At 68.2% G+C, this 18893-nt stretch carries 21 protein-coding genes; 15 read left to right on the top strand and 6 right to left on the bottom strand.

What is annotated here, in order from left to right:
* Positions 1–60 precede the first annotated feature (60 nt).
* A complete protein-coding gene (locus ACWDLG_RS12795; RefSeq protein WP_449919126.1) occupies positions 61–1170 on the bottom strand; it encodes an ROK family protein in 1110 nt (369 codons plus the stop codon).
* 480 nt (positions 1171–1650) lie between these two features.
* On the opposite strand from ACWDLG_RS12795, the gene ACWDLG_RS12800 reads away from it, so the two are divergent.
* The 5 genes from ACWDLG_RS12800 to ACWDLG_RS12820 all read left to right on the top strand — a co-directional run bounded on the left by ACWDLG_RS12800 (position 1651) and on the right by ACWDLG_RS12820 (position 6121).
* Entirely contained in the window at positions 1651–2085 is a 435-nt protein-coding gene (locus ACWDLG_RS12800; RefSeq protein ID WP_354908285.1) for a CBS domain-containing protein, read from the top strand.
* A 158-nt stretch (positions 2086–2243) separates the two neighbouring features.
* Positions 2244–2777 carry a hypothetical protein gene (locus ACWDLG_RS12805; RefSeq protein ID WP_449919129.1) on the top strand — a complete coding sequence of 178 codons (534 nt, stop codon included), beginning with the start codon at positions 2244–2246 and terminating at the stop codon, positions 2775–2777.
* Positions 2778–2804: 27 nt separating this feature from the next.
* Positions 2805–3821, top strand: a complete 1017-nt coding sequence (locus ACWDLG_RS12810; RefSeq protein ID WP_449919131.1) for a hypothetical protein — start codon at positions 2805–2807, stop codon at positions 3819–3821.
* Between the two features lie 22 nt (positions 3822–3843).
* Complete coding sequence (locus ACWDLG_RS12815; protein WP_449919132.1) at positions 3844–5184, top strand: Dyp-type peroxidase; 1341 nt, start codon at positions 3844–3846, stop codon at positions 5182–5184.
* A gap of 40 nt (positions 5185–5224) precedes the next feature.
* Positions 5225–6121 (top strand): bile acid:sodium symporter family protein, encoded by an 897-nt coding sequence (locus ACWDLG_RS12820; RefSeq protein ID WP_449919134.1) that lies wholly within the window; start codon positions 5225–5227, stop codon positions 6119–6121.
* Between the two features lie 58 nt (positions 6122–6179).
* Here ACWDLG_RS12820 and ACWDLG_RS12825 read toward each other — a convergent pair whose 3' ends face one another.
* Complete coding sequence (locus ACWDLG_RS12825; RefSeq protein WP_449919136.1) at positions 6180–6653, bottom strand: MarR family winged helix-turn-helix transcriptional regulator; 474 nt, start codon at positions 6651–6653, stop codon at positions 6180–6182.
* Between the two features lie 108 nt (positions 6654–6761).
* On the opposite strand from ACWDLG_RS12825, the gene ACWDLG_RS12830 reads away from it, so the two are divergent.
* From ACWDLG_RS12830 to ACWDLG_RS12855, 6 genes are all read left to right on the top strand, one after another.
* Positions 6762–6944 carry a hypothetical protein gene (locus tag ACWDLG_RS12830; RefSeq protein WP_354908293.1) on the top strand — a complete coding sequence of 61 codons (183 nt, stop codon included), beginning with the start codon at positions 6762–6764 and terminating at the stop codon, positions 6942–6944.
* 180 nt (positions 6945–7124) lie between these two features.
* Positions 7125–8345 (top strand): alpha/beta fold hydrolase, encoded by a 1221-nt coding sequence (locus ACWDLG_RS12835; RefSeq protein WP_449919139.1) that lies wholly within the window; start codon positions 7125–7127, stop codon positions 8343–8345.
* A 310-nt stretch (positions 8346–8655) separates the two neighbouring features.
* Complete coding sequence (locus ACWDLG_RS12840) at positions 8656–8790, top strand: hypothetical protein (protein WP_449919141.1); 135 nt, start codon at positions 8656–8658, stop codon at positions 8788–8790.
* Positions 8791–8897: 107 nt separating this feature from the next.
* Positions 8898–9260: a hypothetical protein gene (locus tag ACWDLG_RS12845; protein ID WP_449919143.1), complete on the top strand. Its 363-nt coding sequence runs from the start codon at positions 8898–8900 to the stop codon at positions 9258–9260.
* Positions 9261–9348: 88 nt separating this feature from the next.
* Positions 9349–9669 (top strand): hypothetical protein, encoded by a 321-nt coding sequence (locus ACWDLG_RS12850; RefSeq protein WP_449919145.1) that lies wholly within the window; start codon positions 9349–9351, stop codon positions 9667–9669.
* Between the two features lie 604 nt (positions 9670–10273).
* Complete coding sequence (locus ACWDLG_RS12855; protein ID WP_449919147.1) at positions 10274–10609, top strand: hypothetical protein; 336 nt, start codon at positions 10274–10276, stop codon at positions 10607–10609.
* A 536-nt stretch (positions 10610–11145) separates the two neighbouring features.
* On the opposite strand, the gene ACWDLG_RS12860 is transcribed toward ACWDLG_RS12855, so the two are convergent.
* Positions 11146–11757, bottom strand: coding sequence for a DUF6461 domain-containing protein (locus tag ACWDLG_RS12860; protein WP_449919149.1), 612 nt, complete (start codon positions 11755–11757; stop codon positions 11146–11148).
* Positions 11758–12827: 1070 nt separating this feature from the next.
* On the opposite strand from ACWDLG_RS12860, the gene ACWDLG_RS12865 reads away from it, so the two are divergent.
* Positions 12828–13538 (top strand): DUF6082 family protein, encoded by a 711-nt coding sequence (locus ACWDLG_RS12865; protein ID WP_449919151.1) that lies wholly within the window; start codon positions 12828–12830, stop codon positions 13536–13538.
* A 58-nt stretch (positions 13539–13596) separates the two neighbouring features.
* Here ACWDLG_RS12865 and ACWDLG_RS12870 read toward each other — a convergent pair whose 3' ends face one another.
* Positions 13597–14031 carry a CBS domain-containing protein gene (locus ACWDLG_RS12870; RefSeq protein ID WP_449919154.1) on the bottom strand — a complete coding sequence of 145 codons (435 nt, stop codon included), beginning with the start codon at positions 14029–14031 and terminating at the stop codon, positions 13597–13599.
* Positions 14032–14506: 475 nt separating this feature from the next.
* Between ACWDLG_RS12870 and ACWDLG_RS12875 the strand changes: the two genes are divergently transcribed.
* The gene (locus ACWDLG_RS12875) at positions 14507–14695 is read left to right on the top strand and encodes a hypothetical protein (RefSeq protein WP_449919157.1); all 189 of its coding nucleotides are present in this window, start codon (positions 14507–14509) and stop codon (positions 14693–14695) included.
* 103 nt (positions 14696–14798) lie between these two features.
* Complete coding sequence (locus ACWDLG_RS12880; protein WP_449919159.1) at positions 14799–15551, top strand: VOC family protein; 753 nt, start codon at positions 14799–14801, stop codon at positions 15549–15551.
* 149 nt (positions 15552–15700) lie between these two features.
* Here the strand turns inward: ACWDLG_RS12880 and ACWDLG_RS12885 are convergent, their stop codons facing one another.
* Complete coding sequence (locus tag ACWDLG_RS12885) at positions 15701–16090, bottom strand: RidA family protein (protein WP_449919162.1); 390 nt, start codon at positions 16088–16090, stop codon at positions 15701–15703.
* Between the two features lie 96 nt (positions 16091–16186).
* Between ACWDLG_RS12885 and ACWDLG_RS12890 the strand changes: the two genes are divergently transcribed.
* Positions 16187–16567, top strand: coding sequence for a winged helix-turn-helix transcriptional regulator (locus ACWDLG_RS12890; RefSeq protein ID WP_449919165.1), 381 nt, complete (start codon positions 16187–16189; stop codon positions 16565–16567).
* Between the two features lie 770 nt (positions 16568–17337).
* Here ACWDLG_RS12890 and ACWDLG_RS12895 read toward each other — a convergent pair.
* Complete coding sequence (locus ACWDLG_RS12895) at positions 17338–18540, bottom strand: serine hydrolase domain-containing protein (RefSeq protein ID WP_449919722.1); 1203 nt, start codon at positions 18538–18540, stop codon at positions 17338–17340.
* Positions 18541–18893 lie beyond the last annotated feature (353 nt).

Genomic DNA, 18893 nt, shown 5'->3' on the forward strand with positions numbered 1-18893 from the left:
CCTTCCCGTCAAGAGTCCGCAGCGTGCCCGTCGCGCCGGCCGGTTCCTGCCGCCCCGCCGTCAGGAGGGCTGGGCCTCGGGCAGCGTGGCGTCCACGTCGTAGAGGCGGGCGTCCACGTGGTCGAGGGCGTGCCGTACCGCGCCGAGCACGACCGCCTGGTCTCCCAGGGTCGAGACGGCCAGCTCCGGCGGTTCCAGGCAGAGCGGGTCGAGATGGCGGCGCAACGGCTCCAGCAGGACGTCACCCGACCGGGAGACGCCGCCGCCGACCACGACCAGGTCGGGGTCCATCGTCAGCACCAGCGCGGCGATGCCCTCGGCCAGGTCATGGGCGTACTGCTCGACCGCCCAGCGCGCGGCGGGATCGCCCTGCCTGGCGGCCGCGAAGACCAGCCCGGCCACCTCCTCGGCGGCCGTTCCCGCCGGAAGGCCGGGGAACGCGGCCAGGTGTGAGGGGGCACGATGCCAGCCGACCAGCGGCAACGCGCCGATCTCGCCGGCCATGCCGCGTCCGCCTGCGTGCAGTTCGCCGCGGATCAGCAGACCGGCGCCGGTCCGCACGCCCGACAGCACGAAGACCAGGTCCCGCGCGCCCGTCGCGACGCCCGTCCACCGCTCGGCCAGCGCCGCGAGGTTGCAGTCGTTCTCGACCAGGACCACGGGTCCGATGTCGTCACCCAGCTCGGCCACCAGGTCGACGCCCGTCCACTCGGGCAGGGCCACGGAGAGCTTGACCACGCCCTCCCGTGTCACCACGCCCGTGGTGCCGACGCAGGCGGCCATCAGGCGGCCGGCTTCGAGACCGGCGTCCCGCAACGCCCCGCGGGCGGCGCTCCTGATCCCGTCCAGCCTGTCCACCCGGCTCGCCTCCGACGTCAGCCGGGTGACGGACCGGCCCACGACGTGGCCTTCCAGGTCACACACGAGCGCGCGCACGGAGAAGGAGCCGACGTCCACGCCGAGCACGTACCCGGCCTCCGCGCGGAAGCGGAACAGCCTCCTGGGCCTGCCCATCTGACCGGTCTCCGGCGGCGACTCGGCCAGCCAGCCCGAGGCCAGCAGGTCCTCGGCCAGCCCCTCGACGGTGGGCCTGGACAGCCCGGCCCGCGAGGCCAGCTCGGTCAGGCCGATCGCGCCGTGCCCACGCAGCGCGCGCAGGGCAGTGACCATGTTGATCCGTCTCAGCCTGGAAGTGTCACTGCCGCGTACTCGCATGCCGCTCCCTCGATGAACAACGTCGCAGACAAATGAAAACAGCCATCATTAGTAGCCGCAAGTCGAGGGACGCGCGGGACGGCGGGCGCGAGCGCAGGCCCGGAATACGGCCACAGGAGGCTGCGCCGACGACGAATCCGGGAGTGGGGGAGGGGTAGGGGGCTGGGCGAGAGCCCGCGCGCCGCCGGCTCCACCTCGACCAAGGACACCTCCTCCAGCCGGCGCTCCGGCTCCGGCGCGGGCGGTCGCACGAAGGATCAGTTGTACGCCGAGGCCAAGCGCCGCAACATCAGAGGCCGGTCGAGCATGTCCAAGACGGAACTGGAGAAGGCGTTGAGCTGAACGTTCGCACCGCCGATCTCTGGAACGCGCGGATGACCGCTGATGAATGGGGTAGGCGGCACGGAAGGAAGGACACACCTGAGGAGGGCCCGGATGACGACGGCACGGGAAATCATGCATGTGGGTGCCGAGTGCATCGGCGAAAACGAGACCCTCATCGATGCCGCACGCAAGATGCGTGACCTCGGTGTGGGAGCGTTGCCGATCTGCGGCACCGACAACAAGCTGCACGGCATCATCACCGACCGCGACATAGTGATCAAGTGCCTGGCCGAGGGCAAGGATCCGCAGGAGTGCCGCGCCGCGGAGCTCGCCCAGGGCAAGCCCGTCTACGTCGAGGCGACCGCCGACGTCGATGATGTGCTCCGGCAGATGATGCAGCACAAGGTCAAGCGACTGCCGGTGATCGACGATCGGCGGCTCGTCGGGATGATCAGCGAGTCGGACCTCGCCCAGAACCTGCCCGAGGACAAGCTCGGGGAGTTCATCGAGACCATCAAGTCCGGTGCGGCCGACCGCGCCGGCTGAACGACGAAACTCACGGCCGGCCGCGTCCACTCCGTTGGACGCGGCCGGCCCCTGGGCGTGCACGCGCCTGCCGTACAGCGCCGCATTATGGGATAATGGCCGCAGTCAGGTCGCTCCACCGTTTCCCCCTTGGTGTACAACGATGGAGAGGGACGGGTATGGAGATCAGGCCGCAGGCGGTCGTCATCCCGAAAGAGACCGACCACCTGGAGCAGGGGAAGTACGGTCCCGTCTACCCGCGGACCCCTGCGTGCTACGGGTTCACCATCATCGCGGACGTCAAGCCCGGCCGAGCTGAGGTCATCCGAGGCTACGGACACACGCTCGCCAAGGCGCTGGAGGACGACCCGGACCTGCTCGCTCCTCTGAAGCTGCACTACCTGCGCTGGGTGCTCTTCGACGACGACACCCGCTTCATGTACCAGGGAATCTTCGACACCGATTTCGACAAGTACACCGAAGACGCCATCGCACTGTTCGCCCGATCAGGGGTGAACACGGTTTTCGAGAACCTCGAGGGCTTCCCCGAGGACTGGAAGACCAACCCGGAGGCGTTCATCAGATTCGTTCGCGAGCACCACTGCCCGAGCTTCATCGAGTACGGCGAGTACCCGTACGTCACCGCCGACGAGATCAAGAAGGCTCTGCTGGTCAAGAGCGCCCTGTCGGAGATGCTCGACCAGATGCAGTGATGCCCGCCGGCGCCATGCGGAGACAAGATGAGCGAGTTGAGAACGGCGCGCACCTACAACCAGAACCACGTGCCGCGCCAGTACACTCCCGGCCGGCGGCGGTTGAGCATCTACGTCGCATGGAGCTATCCAGCCGAGGCCGGCAGGAACACCGCCGAACTGGACAACCGGTTCTCCACGATGACCGAAGTGCGGCGCGTGACGTGGCCTGCCTACGAGGACCCGAAATGGTCGGATCCGCTGCGGTTCCAGCAAGGCATCGCGGGCGGGCTGGAGCTGTTCTTCTGGGGATGGCTGCCCTTCCAGCAGTTCGTCGAGGAGACCAGCGGGCACGTCGTACCCGTGTACCAGCGCGTCGACCAGGCCGGATTCCACACTCCACTGGACGAGCGGGTCCTTGCGGACACCGACACCCTGTTCGTGTGGGGACTGGACCACATGATCACCGGCCAGGACGCCACACCCGCGGAGATCGAGGCGGTGCGCGACTTCCTCACCCGCGAGGGAACCTGCCTGGCACTGGGACCGCATCACGACGTCGGCGCGTCGAACGACATGGTGGTGCGCGACATGGAATACCACCACCACGGCGACGCGCTGGTGCCCCGCCAGCAACGCTTCGGCAGGTACACCCGATCGCTGATGGCAGGGCTGGGGATACCCGTCGAGAACCGGTACGGGCTCCGTCCCGCGGTGACGGACGGGAACAGGAGCGCCCCGCTGTCCATCGTCAGGGACCTGGACACCAAGGGGTGGCTGGAAGGGGTGTCCAGCTTCAACTTCCACAAGCACCTGCCTCATTACGCCGTGACCACCGACGACCCGAGCGTCATCCACGTGCTGGGCAGGCAGCCGATCGACATGTCCAGGCCCCACCCGTTCACCGAGGCCGGGAACACCGAGTTCAACATGTTCCTGTGGATGCCACCCGGCGGTGACCGCGCCGGTGACGTGATCTTCGCCGACACCACGATCTTCAGCTCGCTGTTCGGCGTCGACGAGAGCCTGCGCGCCTTCTGGAACAACATCGTCTCGGCGAAGTAGCGCTACGAGGAGGCGGGTTCCGGTGAGCGAGGACACCCAGGCCCAGGTCAAGCTCGAACTCGACGACATCCAGCGCGGGGTCCTCAGCCCCCGGCCGACGCCGTACGCGGCGACCTACATCCTGTTCCGCATCGACGACCGCGACCATGGGCGGGAGCTGATGCGGCGCGTGAGCGCCGTGGTGACCTCGGCCGCCGACACGGTCAGCCCGTTGGGCGAGACCTGGGTCAGCGTCGCGCTGACCTACCACGGTCTCAAGGCGCTCGGTGTCCCTCAGAAGTGGCTGGACACCTTCGCCTGGGAGTTCCGGCAGGGGATGGCCGCACGGGCCACCGTGCTGGGCGACGTCGGCGAGAGCAGCCCCGGCAACTGGGAGCCGCCGCTCGGCACACCCGACGTCCACGTGGTGCTGGTGGCGCTCGCGCCCGACAGCGCACGGCTGGAGGCCGCCATCGACCGTGCTCGCCCGGCCTACGAGGCCCTGCCCGGAGTGACGGCGATCTGGCGGCAGAACTGCCACGCGCTGCCCACCGAGACCGAACCTTTCGGCTACCGCGACGGCATCAGCCATCCCGCCGTCGAGGGCAGCGGCATCGCCGGCTCGAACCCGTTGGAAGCGCCGCTCAAGGCGGGGGAGTTCGTGCTCGGCTATCGCGACGAGCTCGGCGGCATCCAGACCCCGCAACCCGATGTCCTCGGACGCAATGGCACCTACGTGGTCTTCCGCAAGCTCCACCAGCGCGTGGCCCTGTTCCGGCGATACCTGAAGGACAACGCCACCGGGCCTGAAGACGAGGAACTGCTGGCCGCGAAGCTCATGGGACGCTGGCGCAGCGGCGCTCCGCTGGCGCTCAGCCCGCGACACGACGACCCCGGCCTCGGCGCCGACCGGACGCGCAACAACATCTTCCTGTTCGAGCAGGACGATCCGGCAGGTTTCACCACTCCCGGCGGCTGCCACATCCGCCGGGGCAATCCTCGTGACGCGAGGGTGGCCGGGGTGCCGAGGCTGCATCGCATGATCAGGCGCGGCACCGCGTACGGGCCGCCGCTGCCCGAGGGCGTCCTGGAGGACGACGGGGCCGACCGCGGGCTGATGTTCGCCTTCGTCGGAGCGCATCTCGGGCGGCAGTTCGAGTTCGTCCAGTCCGAATGGATGAACGACGGCGTCTTCTTCGGCGCGGGTGACGCGAAGGACCCTGTCATCGGCTCCACCGACGGCTCCGGCGACTTCACCATTCCCCGGCGTCCCGTACGGCGGCGGCTGCTCTCCACACCGCGGTTCGTGGTCACGCGAGGCGGCGAATACTGCTTCATGCCAGGGCTGACCGCACTGCGCTGGCTCGGCGACCTCACGGACTGAGCATGGTGACGCCGTTCTGGCCCGACGACCGGGGATCCATATGGACACGCTGCAGCTGCTGTTCAACGCCGTCACCGTCGTCTTCATCGCGGCCACCATGTTCGCCGCCGGTCTCGGGGCGACACTGTCGGCCCTGCGCGCCGTGTTCGCGAATGTCCTGCTGCTGGTGCTGGTCCTCCTGGCCAACCTGGTCGCCGTCCCGCTCCTCGGCTGGGGCCTCGCCGCCCTGTTCGGCCTGCCCACGGCGGCGTACATCGCGCTGCTCCTGATCGCGTCCTCACCGGGTGGGCCGCTCGGCGCGAAACTCGGCATGGTGCAGAAGGGCGACGTGGTCGCAGGTGCGGCGATGCAGGTCCTGCTGGCCGCCGTCGGCAGCATCACCTTCGGTCCCACGGCGAACGTGATGCTCAAGGCGGCCGGCGTGGGCGGTGGAGTCGCACTGGACGTCCCGGCACTGATGCTGACCGTGGCGGTCCTCCAGCTCGTTCCGTTCGCCGTCGGGTTGACGGTGCGCCACTACGCGTCGCCCACAGCCCTGTCATGGCATCCCGTGGCGGTCGGAGCGTCGAACGTGACCTTCCTCGTCGTGCTGGCCGGCATGCTCCTGGGCAACTGGCGGGACGTCGTCGCGCTGATCGGCTCACTCAGCCCGCTCGCGGGCTTCGTCTTCTCCGCCATCGCCTTCGGCCTCGGCACGGCCATGGCCACCGGGCCGCGGGCACTCCGTACCACCATGGGGGGAGTCACCGCGGTGCGCAACGTGGGACCGGCGCTCGCCGCGGTCGGCCTCGCCTTCGGCGACGAACCGGCCGTCCTTGGAGCGCTCGCGGCCGTCCTGCTGAGCGGCCTGGCCGCCGCCATTCCCATCGCCGCGGTGCTGAGCCGTCGCCGGAGCGGCACCACCGCGGATCACCCGGCTCGACGTCCGCCGGCGTGACCGGTGTCCTCAGGGAGTATGGGCGTGTCGCTCGACCTGGACGAATGACGTGGAACGGTCAGGAATCGTGCGGCTTGGGCTCGTCGGCGCCGCGTGCTGCCGCGATCACTCGCATCAACGACTGGTGCAGGTGCTGCAACTCTTCGATGTCCATGCCGAGACGTGCCACGATGGCGGGTGGGATCTTCTCCGCTTCGGCTCGTAGCTCCTTGCCGGCTGGAGTCAGGGTCAGCGCCAGGGCACGCTCATCCTTGCTGTTGCGCTCGCGATGGATGTAGCCGAGGGCCTGAAGCCGCTTGAGCAGCGGAGACAAGGTGCCCGGATCGAGCTGAAGCAGCTCTCCCAGCTCCTTGACCGACAGAGGCTCCTGCTGCCAGAGCGCGAGCATGGCCAGGTACTGCGGATGAGTCAGACCCAGCGGCTGCAGCAGTGGCCGATACAGCCCGATGACGCTGCGCGAGGCGATGCTCAAGGCGAAGCACACCTGCCGATCCAGCGCCAGCAGGTCTGTTACGCCTGTCACAGGCTCCATATGAGGTTTCCTCCTCCATTCCCTGGTAGGTTACTTTGTGTACAAACTAATAGCCCACCAATAACCTGCACGCAAACCTATCGGTCGGCTGACCCCTGGAGGACACCCGTGTTTTACCGCAAGCCTTTGGAGGAGCGCATCGCTGAGCGGCAGGCCAAGCTGCCTCCCCTGAAGGAGGGTAAGCACTTCGAGCACGGCCCGGCCAAGTTCGTGTTCATCTTCCTGATCACCTTCGTGGTGATCATCCACTTCGTGGGGCTCGCCGTCGTCATGCACTTCTACCCATCATGATGCCGCGGCCGAGCTGCTTGTCCTCCTGCACCACCAGGGCGCCCGCGACACGCACCCTGTTCGCCACGTTTCCAGGTCGAAAGTAGTGGGTCCGCAGGAGGAGTATCCGCCCGGAATCCGGGGCGAGGGCCGGGGTTGCTCCCGATGCCGCACACACCTCACAAGAGGATCTTTGGCGGCATGCTCACCTTTGTTCGCCGCACGGCGGGCCTGCTGGCCGGCCTGATCGCCGCCCTCCTGGCCGTGGCCGCCGCCGCGTTCTCCTTTCTCGCGCTCGCCTCCGTCACCGCCGTCATCCCCATGCTGTGCGCGGCGGCAGTCCTGGTCTGCCTGCTGGTCGCCTTTCTGCTGGGCCGGCCGTCGATGCGACTGCTGACGCGCTCGGCCGGGCGCGCCGCCGTCTGGTTCGCGGTCACGGTCACCGCACTGGCCGCGGTGAGCGCCTGGCTGCTCGTCTTCCGGCCGTTACCGACGCCGCTCGCCCCGGCCGCTCCCGCGTACGTCAGGTACTGGGACCTGCCCACCGGCTCCCGCATCGCCTACACGCACCGGAAGGGCGGCGCCGAGCCGTACCCCGTGATCTTCCTGCACGGCGGACCGGGCACCGCGGGCGAGGGCCTGCCGGAAGGGGCGGAGGAACTGGCCGCGGACGGCTTCGACGTCTACGCCTACGACCAGGTCGGCGCGGGCCGCTCCAGCCGCCTCGCCGACGTCACCGGCTACACCGTCGCCCGCCAGGTGGCCGATCTCGAGGCGATCAGGCAGGTCATCGGCGTGCCCAAGATGATCCTCGTCGGCAGGTCGTGGGGGGCCACGCTGACCGCCCAGTATCTGGCCGCCCACCCGGGCCGGGTGGCCAAGGCGGTCTTCGTCTCCCCCGGCGCGCTCTGGGCACCCGGCGCCGGCGACATCGGCGAGCCGTGGAACCGCCTCACACCCGACCAGGCCCGCCGCCGCGACGACCTCCTCGGGAGCCCGCGCATGATCGCTCTGTCCCTCCTGCTGGAGAACGGCCCGGCCGCCGCGCACGCTCTCGTCCCCGACCGCGAGGCCGACTGGCGGATGCGCGAACTGCTGCTCATCGGCAAGGACGCCACCACCTGCCCGGACGGCCCGCCCGCCCCGACGCACGGCAACCGCCCCGGCTTCTACGCCAACCAGTTCACCGTCGCCGACGCCATGCGCGTCCCCGACCCCCGCCCCCGACTGCGCCGGCTCCACGTACCCGCGCTCATCATGCGCGGCACCTGCGACTACATCAAACCCCACGTCGCCGCCGAGTACCGCGACACGATCCCCGGCGCCCGCCTCGCCGAGGTCGCGAACGCCGGCCACGGGATCGCCCACGAGCAAACCGCGACCTACCTTCGCCTCCTGCGCGGCTTCCTCCGCGAGCACTGACATGGTCAGGCGCGGCCGTCCCCGACGAGGTCTCCGTCCGCGCACCGACGGCAGCGGCCGATGTGACGGCCCGGGCGCGGGCCTGCCCTGAGGGACGATGGCCGCCCCCGCGCGCCCTACCTGCCCCCGGCCGCTGCGGCCCTCTTCCTCAAGGACAGCGGCCTGTCCTCCCGGCAGGTACGGCTGCCGCTCACCCACGCCCGGCTGAGCGCGCCCGTGCGCGGCAGGCGGCTGCCGGTGGTGGTGCTCTCGCCTGGCAACGGCGCCAACCGGGCTGACTCCACGGTCGTGGTCGAGGAGCTGGCCAGCCGTGGTTACCGAGCGCGGCCTGGCCGTGCAGCGTGCCTGTCCCGCCGCCTTCTTCGACCGGCACCTGCGTGGGCTGGACAGCCGCCTGCTGCACGGGCCCGCGCCGCGCTTCCCCGAGGTGACCTACGTGCCCTGATCCTTCGCGAACAGGTCAGACAAGACCGTCTTATCGGACAACTTGCTCGGGGATGATTTTGTCCGACTTGGGGGACACCGCATGCTGAGCAGGCGCAGCATGAGGGTGTGGACGAGGTCGAGCGCGACCGGATCCTCACCGAGATCGCCTACGACACCGCCGGGCTGCTGGCGACCATGCGCCGTGAGCGTGAGCGTCGCGTGCAGGCCGGCGAGGATGTCGTGTGGCTGGATCTGGCGCTCAAGGAGCTGGAGTCGCTGGCCGCGGGAACGGCCGATCTGGTGACCTTCCGGGCGATCCGTTCGTTTGTCGACCGCCGCGGCGCCGGGCCGTACCCGGTGGAGGAACTGGCGGCCATCGCGGGCGTGGACGTGGAAGACGTTCGGCGGGTCCTCGCGCGGATGGCCGTCGAAGGGCTTGCCACCCCGGCGGACCGGCCGCCGCCGGACGCACCGCCGGCTGATCGCTGACCTGCAGCCGGTTCCGGGACCGCACAGGGACTCGGAGGGGACCGTGCTCTCAGGCGGGTGGGACCGCCCGGCAGGTGGACTGTCGGCCATGAACACGACCACCCGAACCGGCCTCCGGCCGATCCTGCTCTTCGGGATCACGCTGACGGCCATCGACCTGCCTCTCATCGCCTTCGCCGTGTCCCAGGGGCTCGACATCAACCAGGTCGGCCAGGCGCCGATCGCAGCCCAGATCGCCATCTACGGGCAGGCGTTCATGCCGGCCCTGGCGGCGTTGGTGGCCTCAGCGCTCAGCGGAGGCGTGCGCACCCTCGACTGGGGATTTCGCCGCCCACCGGGAGCATCTGGCCGGTCCTGGTCCTGCACGCCACCCTCAACGCATCGATCTACTTCGTCGCCGGAGCCATGACCGCCGCCACGGAGCACTCCGGCTGGTTCATCGGGGAGGGCGGCGCGCTCACGTCGGGCTTCACGGCGCTCGTCGTGCTCGCCACCTGGCACCTGTGGAGGAGATAGCGGTTCCTCGATGTGGAGAGCGGGGCGATTCAGCCGCTGATGCAAGATCGGCCAGTTGCTTTCGTCCCGCGTGCCGCCCTACAAAACGACAAAACTCAAGCCATGTTTTGACTGTCCCCGGCCGCTCTGCTGTCCCCCTGAAGCCTGGCGCAAACAGGCAGGTCCCTTCGTGTTCAGTTAAGATCTCGGAAATCTGCGGGCAACAGGAAAAACCGTGCTCAGATTGAGGTCAAGTGCCTGGACACGCAGAAAAGCCGAATCCCATGCTGGAGGTAGTGCGTCGCCCCAGCCGGCATGCGATGTCGGAAAACATCGCCAATGGGCGGCGACGAAAATCAGGGGCCACAGCCAGATGTCCTCCGCTGAGAGGCTAAGGAAGCAGAAATTCCCAAGGAAGGTTCGCCTTCACGAGGATCGGCTCTCCCGAGCCATCCCAGCGCCATTTCCCCGGATGAAGTCGCGGTCTTCGAGATGGCTTCATCAGGAAGGAGACGAAGATGCGCGGAAAATGTCTGCTCATCGCCAGTCCGCTGATCCCCGCCCTCGTGTTCGGGACGGTCGCTGTCTCGCAAGCCTCGGTCGTTCCGACGTCCGTGAGCGCCGGCGACAGTCACATCACGGCGACCTTGAAGGTCGCGCCGCCCACGTGCACCCGCAACTTCAACGGCGAGCTCAGGACGTTGTGCTCGCGCGGCTTCAACGAGGGATACACCGAAGGGCAAGCCTCATGCAAGGGCCAACAGCCCCGACAGGGGCTGGCCCCTGAGCTGCAGGACGCGGCATACGATCACGGCTACAACGCCGGGTTCAAGCTGGGCAAGGCTTCGTGTTAGCCGCTGCCCATCGCAGCCGTACAGGGGTTCGTGATCCCGTAAGGGTTCCCGAGCCAGAACCGGGCGGACCTGTCCGAACGTCGGGCAGGCCCGCCTCGGTCAGGGCAAGAAACCGCGCATCGTCTCCCACACCGTGCGCTGGGCGGGTCGATAACCGCGAGAAGTCGTCCACCTTCAAGACCAAGGGCCTGGCCGAGAGCTTCCGGTCCGGGCTTCGTCAGGCCGCGCGCAACGGTGAAGCCTTCGAGCTGGAGTGCGGTCTGCCGGCCTCCATGGCCAGAGCCAAGAACGCCCGCACGTGGTACTCCTTCGCGGTCGCCTACGTTCACGCCGGTGGCCCCACGCGGCGGCCAAGTCCCGCGAGGGCATGAGAGCGATGCGCCGGCCAACATCACCCCCGTCGTTACGGGCAATCTGAAAGGCCGGCCTGATAGCCAGATCATCAGGCGCGCATAGAGACACGACGTTGGCGGGCAACCACCCCGATTTTCAGCCCGGAACGGGCCGCCCGCCAGGGCGATCGGAGACCAACCCCGTCACCTTCGGGTCAGTCCGATGCGGGAGTGCACCGCCTCAAGCCAGTCAGCGGCCATGTCCGTTTCCGTTATGCGGCCGATCAACGCCAGGGTCGAGCTGATGCTCTCGTCCTCTTCCACGGGGTTGTCGTCGCCACTGACCTGAAAGCGCAGCCCATCCATCAGGTGATCGAGCGCGTGCGGGTCGCTGCCGTGCTTGGAGTCGGGCCAGGTGGGCCGGAAAGAGACGATGGTGTCCCCGTCCCGGATGTACTTGAAGCTGTCATGGCCGTTGATGTCCATGCTGAAGCTGAGGGCGTGACGGCCTCCTTCGGTCAGCGACAGCAGGAAAGCGTCGTCTGAACGTGCCGGCAGGATGCCCGTCCAACCTCCGGCCTCGGCTACCCAGAGAGAACCGTCGTCGCCGTTGTGGTCGAGGATTTCGCTCAGGTGGCTCGGGGTGCGGGTGGAAAGGTCCAAGGAGAAGGCTTGGGCGAGGGTGTCGAGATCCGCTCCCTTGATCCAAAGGGCGCTGAATCCCAGCGACCACAGGTCCATGTCGTGATCGAGTTCTTCGGTGAAGAGAGTCGAGACCAGAAGGTCGTGCAGGTACGTCGGCGACCGCACGGTCACCTCCCGATTGTCGGTGCGCCAGGAGGGGCATCCCGGAGACGCCCCTCCTGACTGTGGAGTTATGACGGTGGCGTGCCCGTGCGGATTCTGACCCAGAAGGCGTTGGACGGCCAGTTGCCCGCGCCGCCTTCACGGGAGCTCGAGGTGAAGACGCGATAGCGGGAGTAGAAAGCTCCCAGATCGCGTCCGGCGGCCTGGTTGTGCGCCGCGCTCACCATGCGAATTGAGGCGTTGAACGTAGGCGTCCAGACATTGTTGACCATTTGCCCTCGACGCCGAGCGATCGGAAGGTGGAGGGAATGGATACTCGTCGCACTCCTTGCCCGTGCCGGCCCCGCTGAGGTTCGGACAGTACCAGGTCATCCGGGTGCGGTTCTTCCCGTTCAGCAGCACGCCGCCGGGGGGCGAGCTCGCTGTTCGCCCGCCTGGTCAAGGGGGCCCTGGGCATCACGTCGTAGTTGCCGGGGAAGTTCTTGGTGATGGGCTGGCCTTGCCGATCCGGCTTCGGATCGGTTGCCTGTGGGTTTGGAAGGCGTCCCTGATGTGTCTCGCCACCTCTCCACGGAACGGATCTTCCGTGTACATGGCGTAGACACGGTCGGCGCCGAGAATTCTGCATCCGTCGGCGAGTTTCCCGGACGGGACGAAGATGCCGGTGTAACGGCTAGAACCATGTTCCACACAAGTGGGCCAACACATGTTTTCGCAGGTCAACACCGTAATTGAAGTGCGCCCTGAAGGATTCGAACCTGCGACCGTTGGACTAGAAGTCCGGTGCCATGCCTTGCCGAGTATTGCCGAGGACTATCGAGCATTGCCGAGCAACGCGGTACCGATGGTCCGGCAGGCAACGTTGGAGTTGCTCGGCATCGGAACCGCTTTCGGCGCTCGAGTGAGATCCATAGTCAACCCCCGCACTCGGCTCGAATGCTAGGTGGTCGATGTGCAGGTGAAGTTCAAGCCAGGTCGGCGAAGGTAGCGGTAGCGGGCGTGCTGGGCACCGGTGATCTTCGATCGCAACCCGGGCAGATTGGACGGTGAAGACGTCGACCAACGAGCGAGGAGAGCGGATGAGGCGCTGGATATGGCGAACGACGGTCGTGTGGTTCGCGCTGATGATGCTCCTCTTAGCCGGGGGACTGCTGATCTTCTCGCCGCTGGCCATGGCCCGCGTGGTGGAGCTAACGCCGGGGCTCGACTGGTCGTTGTTGAGCGATATCGGGCAGGCGTACGGGCCGGCGGCGACGCTGCTGGCCGCGATCTCTCTCATCGGCGTCGCGCTCTCCGTCGTCGTGCAGGCGCGGAGTGTCCGGATTTCTGCTTTGCAGATGGCCAGAGCACAGCATCTGGAGATGGTCCGACTCGGGATGGATACACCCGACTTGATGCAGGTCTTGGAAGCGCCGTTGGACGGTCAGGATCATCAGACTCGCCAGATGCGCATGTACTACAATCTGTGGCTCGTCCACTGGCTCGCGATGTACGAGCTCGGCCAGCTCCCCGACAACGAGCTACGCATGTATGTCGCAGATGCCTTCAAGGGCGAGATTGCTAGACAGCACTGGGCAAGTGCGAGGGCGAGCTTCTCGGCCTCGAGTCGCACCCGCAGCCGCGCGTTTTGTCGCGTGGTAGATGAGGAACTGAACAAGGCCCAGCGCTTCCCGGCGAGGCCAGTGATCCGGCAGAGGCACGCGTCTTCGGACACCAAGCATGTGCTCATGGCTTTAGGAGTGGGTGCTGCCCTCACGGCGAGCATCGCGGCGCTGCTACGGCGAAGGTGATCATTGGCCACTACCCCGGATCGCCGTTGTACGCCGGTGAACGTTCGTGGTAACCGCGCTAGCCTTCCTGGAAGTGCCCGGGCGTGCTGATCTGCCTGGCCAGCGGCCGGAGCAGGTCGGCTGTGAGCTGGTTGACCCGCAGCAGCAGGTCGTCCACGCTCAGGAGTCCGATCACCGTGCCTGCCTCCACCACGGGCAGCCGGCGGAACGCGCTCCGTCGGAACATCTCGACCGCCACGTCCAGGTCGTCATCAGGTCGCACGGTGGCCGGATCCCTGGTCATGACCTCTCGCACCTGAGCCTGGCCGTCCCCTCCCTGCCCGAGCACCCGCAGCACCAGATCGCGGTCGGTCACGATGCCGATGACCTCCTGTCCGTCGCTGACGACGACGCTGCCGACTCCGGAATGGTCCATCTGCCGGGCTACATCACACACCGCCGTGTACGGCGGCACCACGACCACCGGCGTGGACATCACGTTCTTGATCTTCATGTCCTCCCCCTAGCCGGACCATCGCCAGGGCGGTGAGCGTCGCCCAGGTGACGCCCATGGCGGCCCCACCGAGCACACCCAGGAAGCCGCGGCCTCCAGCACGACCCGTCGAGACGCAGATCGGGCAGCGGCCTGGGACAGCGCCAACCCTCCTCGCCCCGGGTGCACACTCCCCGCCTCTCCACAGTGACGGTCGGCGGGGACCGTTCGAAGAGCAATTGGTCCCTCACATCCGAGTCGTTCGGCCCACGTCCCGGTGCCGCGGAGCGTCGCATGCTGCTCAGCCGACGCCACCGCGACGAAACCGGTCCTTCGACTACGGTCCCGCCGGGTTCCGTCGCGGTCCTCCTGGGCACGGCCATGGTCCTGGCGCCGGTGTGACGTTCGCCCCTGGTGGGGAGTGCAGCCACGTTCTGGTACCAGGCAAGCTCCTCGGGACCCCGCGCGGGCCCGGCCCGTCCCGGCGGTCACCGCGATGCGTGTGGACGCCACGGATCCGGACGCCCTCGACCGGGCACGGGAAGGCGTCGACGCCGTGCTCAAGCGCGCCGGGATCGACAACGCCCACGTCGCCGGTGCCTACCTGGAACGCGGCATCGGCCCCGGCCCGGACCGGGTCGGCAGGAGGTGCTCCGCCTCTCCGCTTCGCCAACGCAGCCGATGACGCGGTGGAGAACCACACCGGCGGATGGTTTTACCCGCGCCTGATCGGCTGGAACGGCTACCCGGGTACTTCCAGCGGAGATGTCAGTTTCCGGAACGCGTTCGTGCACCACTCCGCCTTCGGCGACGCCCGCCTCGAGATCGGCGCAGCTTCCATGAAGGCCCAGCTCGAACGAGCCAAGCCCGGCGGCATCCCGTTCGACCCCAAGGGCCCCCGGGTCCTGGTAAAGATCGCCACCAAGGAGATAGCGATGAGCACGACAGATGTCGGCGTCGGCAGCTTCGACATGAAGATCGAGGTGATCGTCCTGCCCGTCTCTGACGTCGAGCGGGCGACGGAGTTCTACCGCAGGATCGGCTGGAGGCAGGACGTCACGCCGCCCGGGGTCGAACAGTTCACGCCGCCGGGCTCGCCGGGCTCGGTGCACTTCGGGGAGAACATCACCTCGGCCGCGCCCGGCTCGGCCAGGGCGTACGTGATCGTCTCCGACATCGAGACCGCCAGGCGGGCGCTGGTCGCGGCCGGCGTCGACGTCGGCGAGATCTTCCACCGCACCCCGGACGGGCAGGCCGACGGCCTGGATCCGGAGCGCCGCACCTACAACTCCCTCGCCACCTTCAGCGACCCCGACGGCAACACCTGGGTCATGCAGGAGGTCACGACCCGCCTGCCCGGGCGCGTGGACCCGGCTCCCGCCTCCTACACCTCCGCGGGCGAACTGGCCGAGGCGCTGCGGCGGGCCGAGGCCGCCCATGGTGAGCACGAGAAGCGCACCGGCGAACCGGACGCGGACTGGCCCAGCTGGTATGCCGCGTACATGATCGCCGAGCAGGCCGGGACGGAGTTGCCCACCTAGAAACCGTGTGGACATGCCGCCCTGTGCTCAGCCGAGCCGCTCCGGCCGATCGGGCTCACACCTGCGCCAGGCCGCCGTCGACGAAGAGTTCGATGCCGGTGGGAAGGCTGGTTGGCCGGCCCGGCGGGCGCCTGCGTAGCTACGCCAGTTCAGTCGAGGATCGCGGTGGCTTCTATCTCGACCAGATGGTCGGGGATGTCCAGCGCCGCGACACCCACAAGAGTGGCCGGGGGAACGGGAGTGATCCCGAGCCTTCCGGCCGCCCGGGAGATCCCCTCCAGCAGAGCCGGCATCTTGTCAGGAGTCCAGTCGACGACGTACACGGTCAGTCTCGCCACATCGGCGAAGGAACCGCCGACCTCGGCCAGGGCAGTGCCGATGTTGAGGTAGCACTGCTCGACCTGCGCTGCGAGCTCCGGTTCCGCGTCCCAGGCGACCTGCCCGGCGATGAAGACCAGCTTCGTCCCGGACGCGATCGCCACCTGCCGGTAAACGTCGATCGTGGGCAATCCGTCGGGGTTCACCAGAGTGATGGCCATGACGCCTGCTTTCGTAGTCACTTGTGGTTACTCAGGAACCGTAGGAGAGTGTTCTCTGACATGGAAGAACGCACTTTTCAGTGACTGGGGAACCCGATGGTGACCAAGCAGTACGGAAGCTCACCCGAGGCCGCGGACCTCAGACGCGCGGACTCCCTGGCGCGGGAGATCTTCTCGGATGTCGCCAACAAGTGGGCGCTCCTCATCATCGAGGCCCTCGGCGAGCGCACCCTGCGCTTCAGCGAGCTGCGGCAGGAGATCGAGGGCATCAGCCACAAGATGCTCACCCAGAACCTTCGCATGCTGGAGCGCAACGGCCTGGTCGAGCGCGAGGTGCATCCCACCGTGCCGCCGCGGGTGGAGTACACCCTCACCGAGCCGGGCAGGGCTCTGCGATCGGTGGCTGACGGGATGTGCGGCTGGACCCAGCGGTACCTGGCGCACATCGAGGCTGCCCGCGGACGCTTTGACGCCTGACGGCCGCCGCGGTCACGGGAGGCTGTGGCGGTACGCGCCCGGCGAACGCCCGACCCAGCGCGTGAAGGTGCGCTCGGCTCGGAGAACCCGAGCCGATGGGAGAGCTCGTCGATGGACTCGCCACCGCGGTCCACGGCGATGTCGCGCCGCAGTTCCTCACGGATCCTGTTGAAGGACGTGCCTGTCGCCAGCCGGCGCATGTGCTGGACGCTGATCGACAGGCGGGCGGCCACGTCGTCGGCGTTGCAGGTGCCCAGGAACAGGGTGCTGGTGTGCCGGTCGGTGTAAGGGGTCGGGGCCAGCCGTTCGAAACCGCGGGGTGGTTTCTGGTATCCCTACGCCGCGGGCGCGCGTGGCGTCTGGTGTCGATCCGTAGTGCTCGACTGCGAGTCCCGTCGTCTCCCGCGCCGTGGCCGTCGGGAGACGCTTTCCCCGGCAGGTGTCCCTGCCCGGCCTGCTCCGGACGAAGCCTCGGGGAGAACCCCGCCCGGGGCAGACAGCCGCCGCCTGCCCGCCGCCGGACACCGCAAACATGCGACTCTTGGCTTGTCGTTCAAGCTCCGATCTTCGTCTTCGCGGCATGGTGGACATGTCGGTCTGTCACTGTCTGCAGCCGGTCAGGGGCTGCGGCGCGGCTTGGTGCCTTGCGATGGTGAGCTGGGCGCGTGGAGCGCTCGCCGGTGACCGGGAGAGTCCGACGCCGTGGCGGGGGAGTGCGGCGTCCACCGGTCGGCGGCGCGGGTCATGCAGGCCGATCACCACCGCACCGGTCAGTTGGCGGAAGCCGTGGTCGGCACGGGCTGGCCGAACATCGCGCAGGCCACGGCCGTCTGGAGCGCCGGGGCGGCCTCGGCGATCTTCGGGTCGGCCCCGAACTCGGCCTGGACCTCCGTCGACATGAGGACGGTCGCCGAGCGGGTGCCGGTGCGGTCGGTGATACTGATGGTGAGGTAGCCGGGGATGCCGCCTTCGTGACCCCAGAACGTGCCGCACGGGCTCGTACCGGTCTGGATGCCGAGTCCGTAGCCGGGCCCGTCCGGCTGCTGCGGGTCCCTCGGCACAGTGGCGCGCAGCTGTGCCAGCTGGGCGGCGGGCAGCAGCTTGCCGGACATCAACGCGGTGTAGAACCGGGACCAGTCCCGTGTGGTGGACACCAGCGCCCCGGCCGCCCCGCTCCACCCGGGGTCATTGTCGGAGACGTCCACGTGACCGTGGTGGCGCGCCCCGGCGAAGTGCCGGAACTTGGCCGGCACGGTCTGCGGCATGTGGGCGGCATCCGGTTCGTAGCCGTGCGCATGGGAGCCGCGCCAGGTGGAGTCCGTGGCGAAGTAGGTGTGCTTGAGGTCGAGCGGTCGGGCGATCCGATCCCGGACCAGATCGGCCAGGCTCGCCCCGGTGACCCGCTCCAGGACGGCGCCGACCGCGGCGTAGTTGGTGTTGCTGTACGACCACTTCGTGCCCGGCGCGAACAGCGGATCGTGCTTCACCCCCACGGCGAGCAGCTTCGCCGAGGTCCACCGCCGCCGATCCTTGCCGAGGATCGACGGCAGGAGCGCGGCGTCATCGGTGTAGTCGAACAGGCCGCTGGTGTGGTTCAGCAGCATGCGCAACGTGATCGCCTTGCCGCCCGGCACCTTGCCAGGCAGCCACTTCTCCACCGGGTCGGTCAGAGCGAGCTTGCCCTCGGCGACCAGCCGCAGCACGAGCGTGGCCATCACGGTCTGGGTGTGGGACCCCATCCGGAACTCGTCTCCCACCTTGAGCAGGTGATCCCGTCTGGTCCAGGTGGCCTGCTCGGCGATCTCGATCGGCCGGCCGCGGCCGTCGTCGACCCGCACGACCACACCGGGCGCCCCGGCGTCCACCAGGTTCCGTGCCAACTGCTGTAGCTGAGCGCGCTGCGCCGTGGTGCCGCTCCAGTCCGCGTACGGCGTGGCCGCGGCGGCAGCGGGGGACGCCGCGGCCACGGTCATACTCACGGCCAGCGCCGAAGCTGTGACCGTACGCAGCTGGCGTGGCCGCGCACGATCCGACGAAAAGACAGGTTGGGACATTGACCCGTTCCTCCGGGTGATAGGTGATAAGGGATAGGTGACGCGGACCGCCTCACCCTCCGACGCGCCCCTCACAAACCGCACGCTGTCGGCGGCGCGACCGGTATCGCCCTGCTTCGGGGCAGGATGTCGACGGGCTGGACCCGCGCAGCCGGCGGGGCGATGGACATCATCGTCCGGCGCACCGGCACAGACGGCGTTCCCCTCGGGGAGATGCCCGCTGGTCATCGTGCGGGGTGCCCCACCTCGGGTCAGGTGGTCATGTGAAGCCC

The sequence above is a fragment of the Nonomuraea sp. NPDC003727 genome (assembly GCF_053586935.1).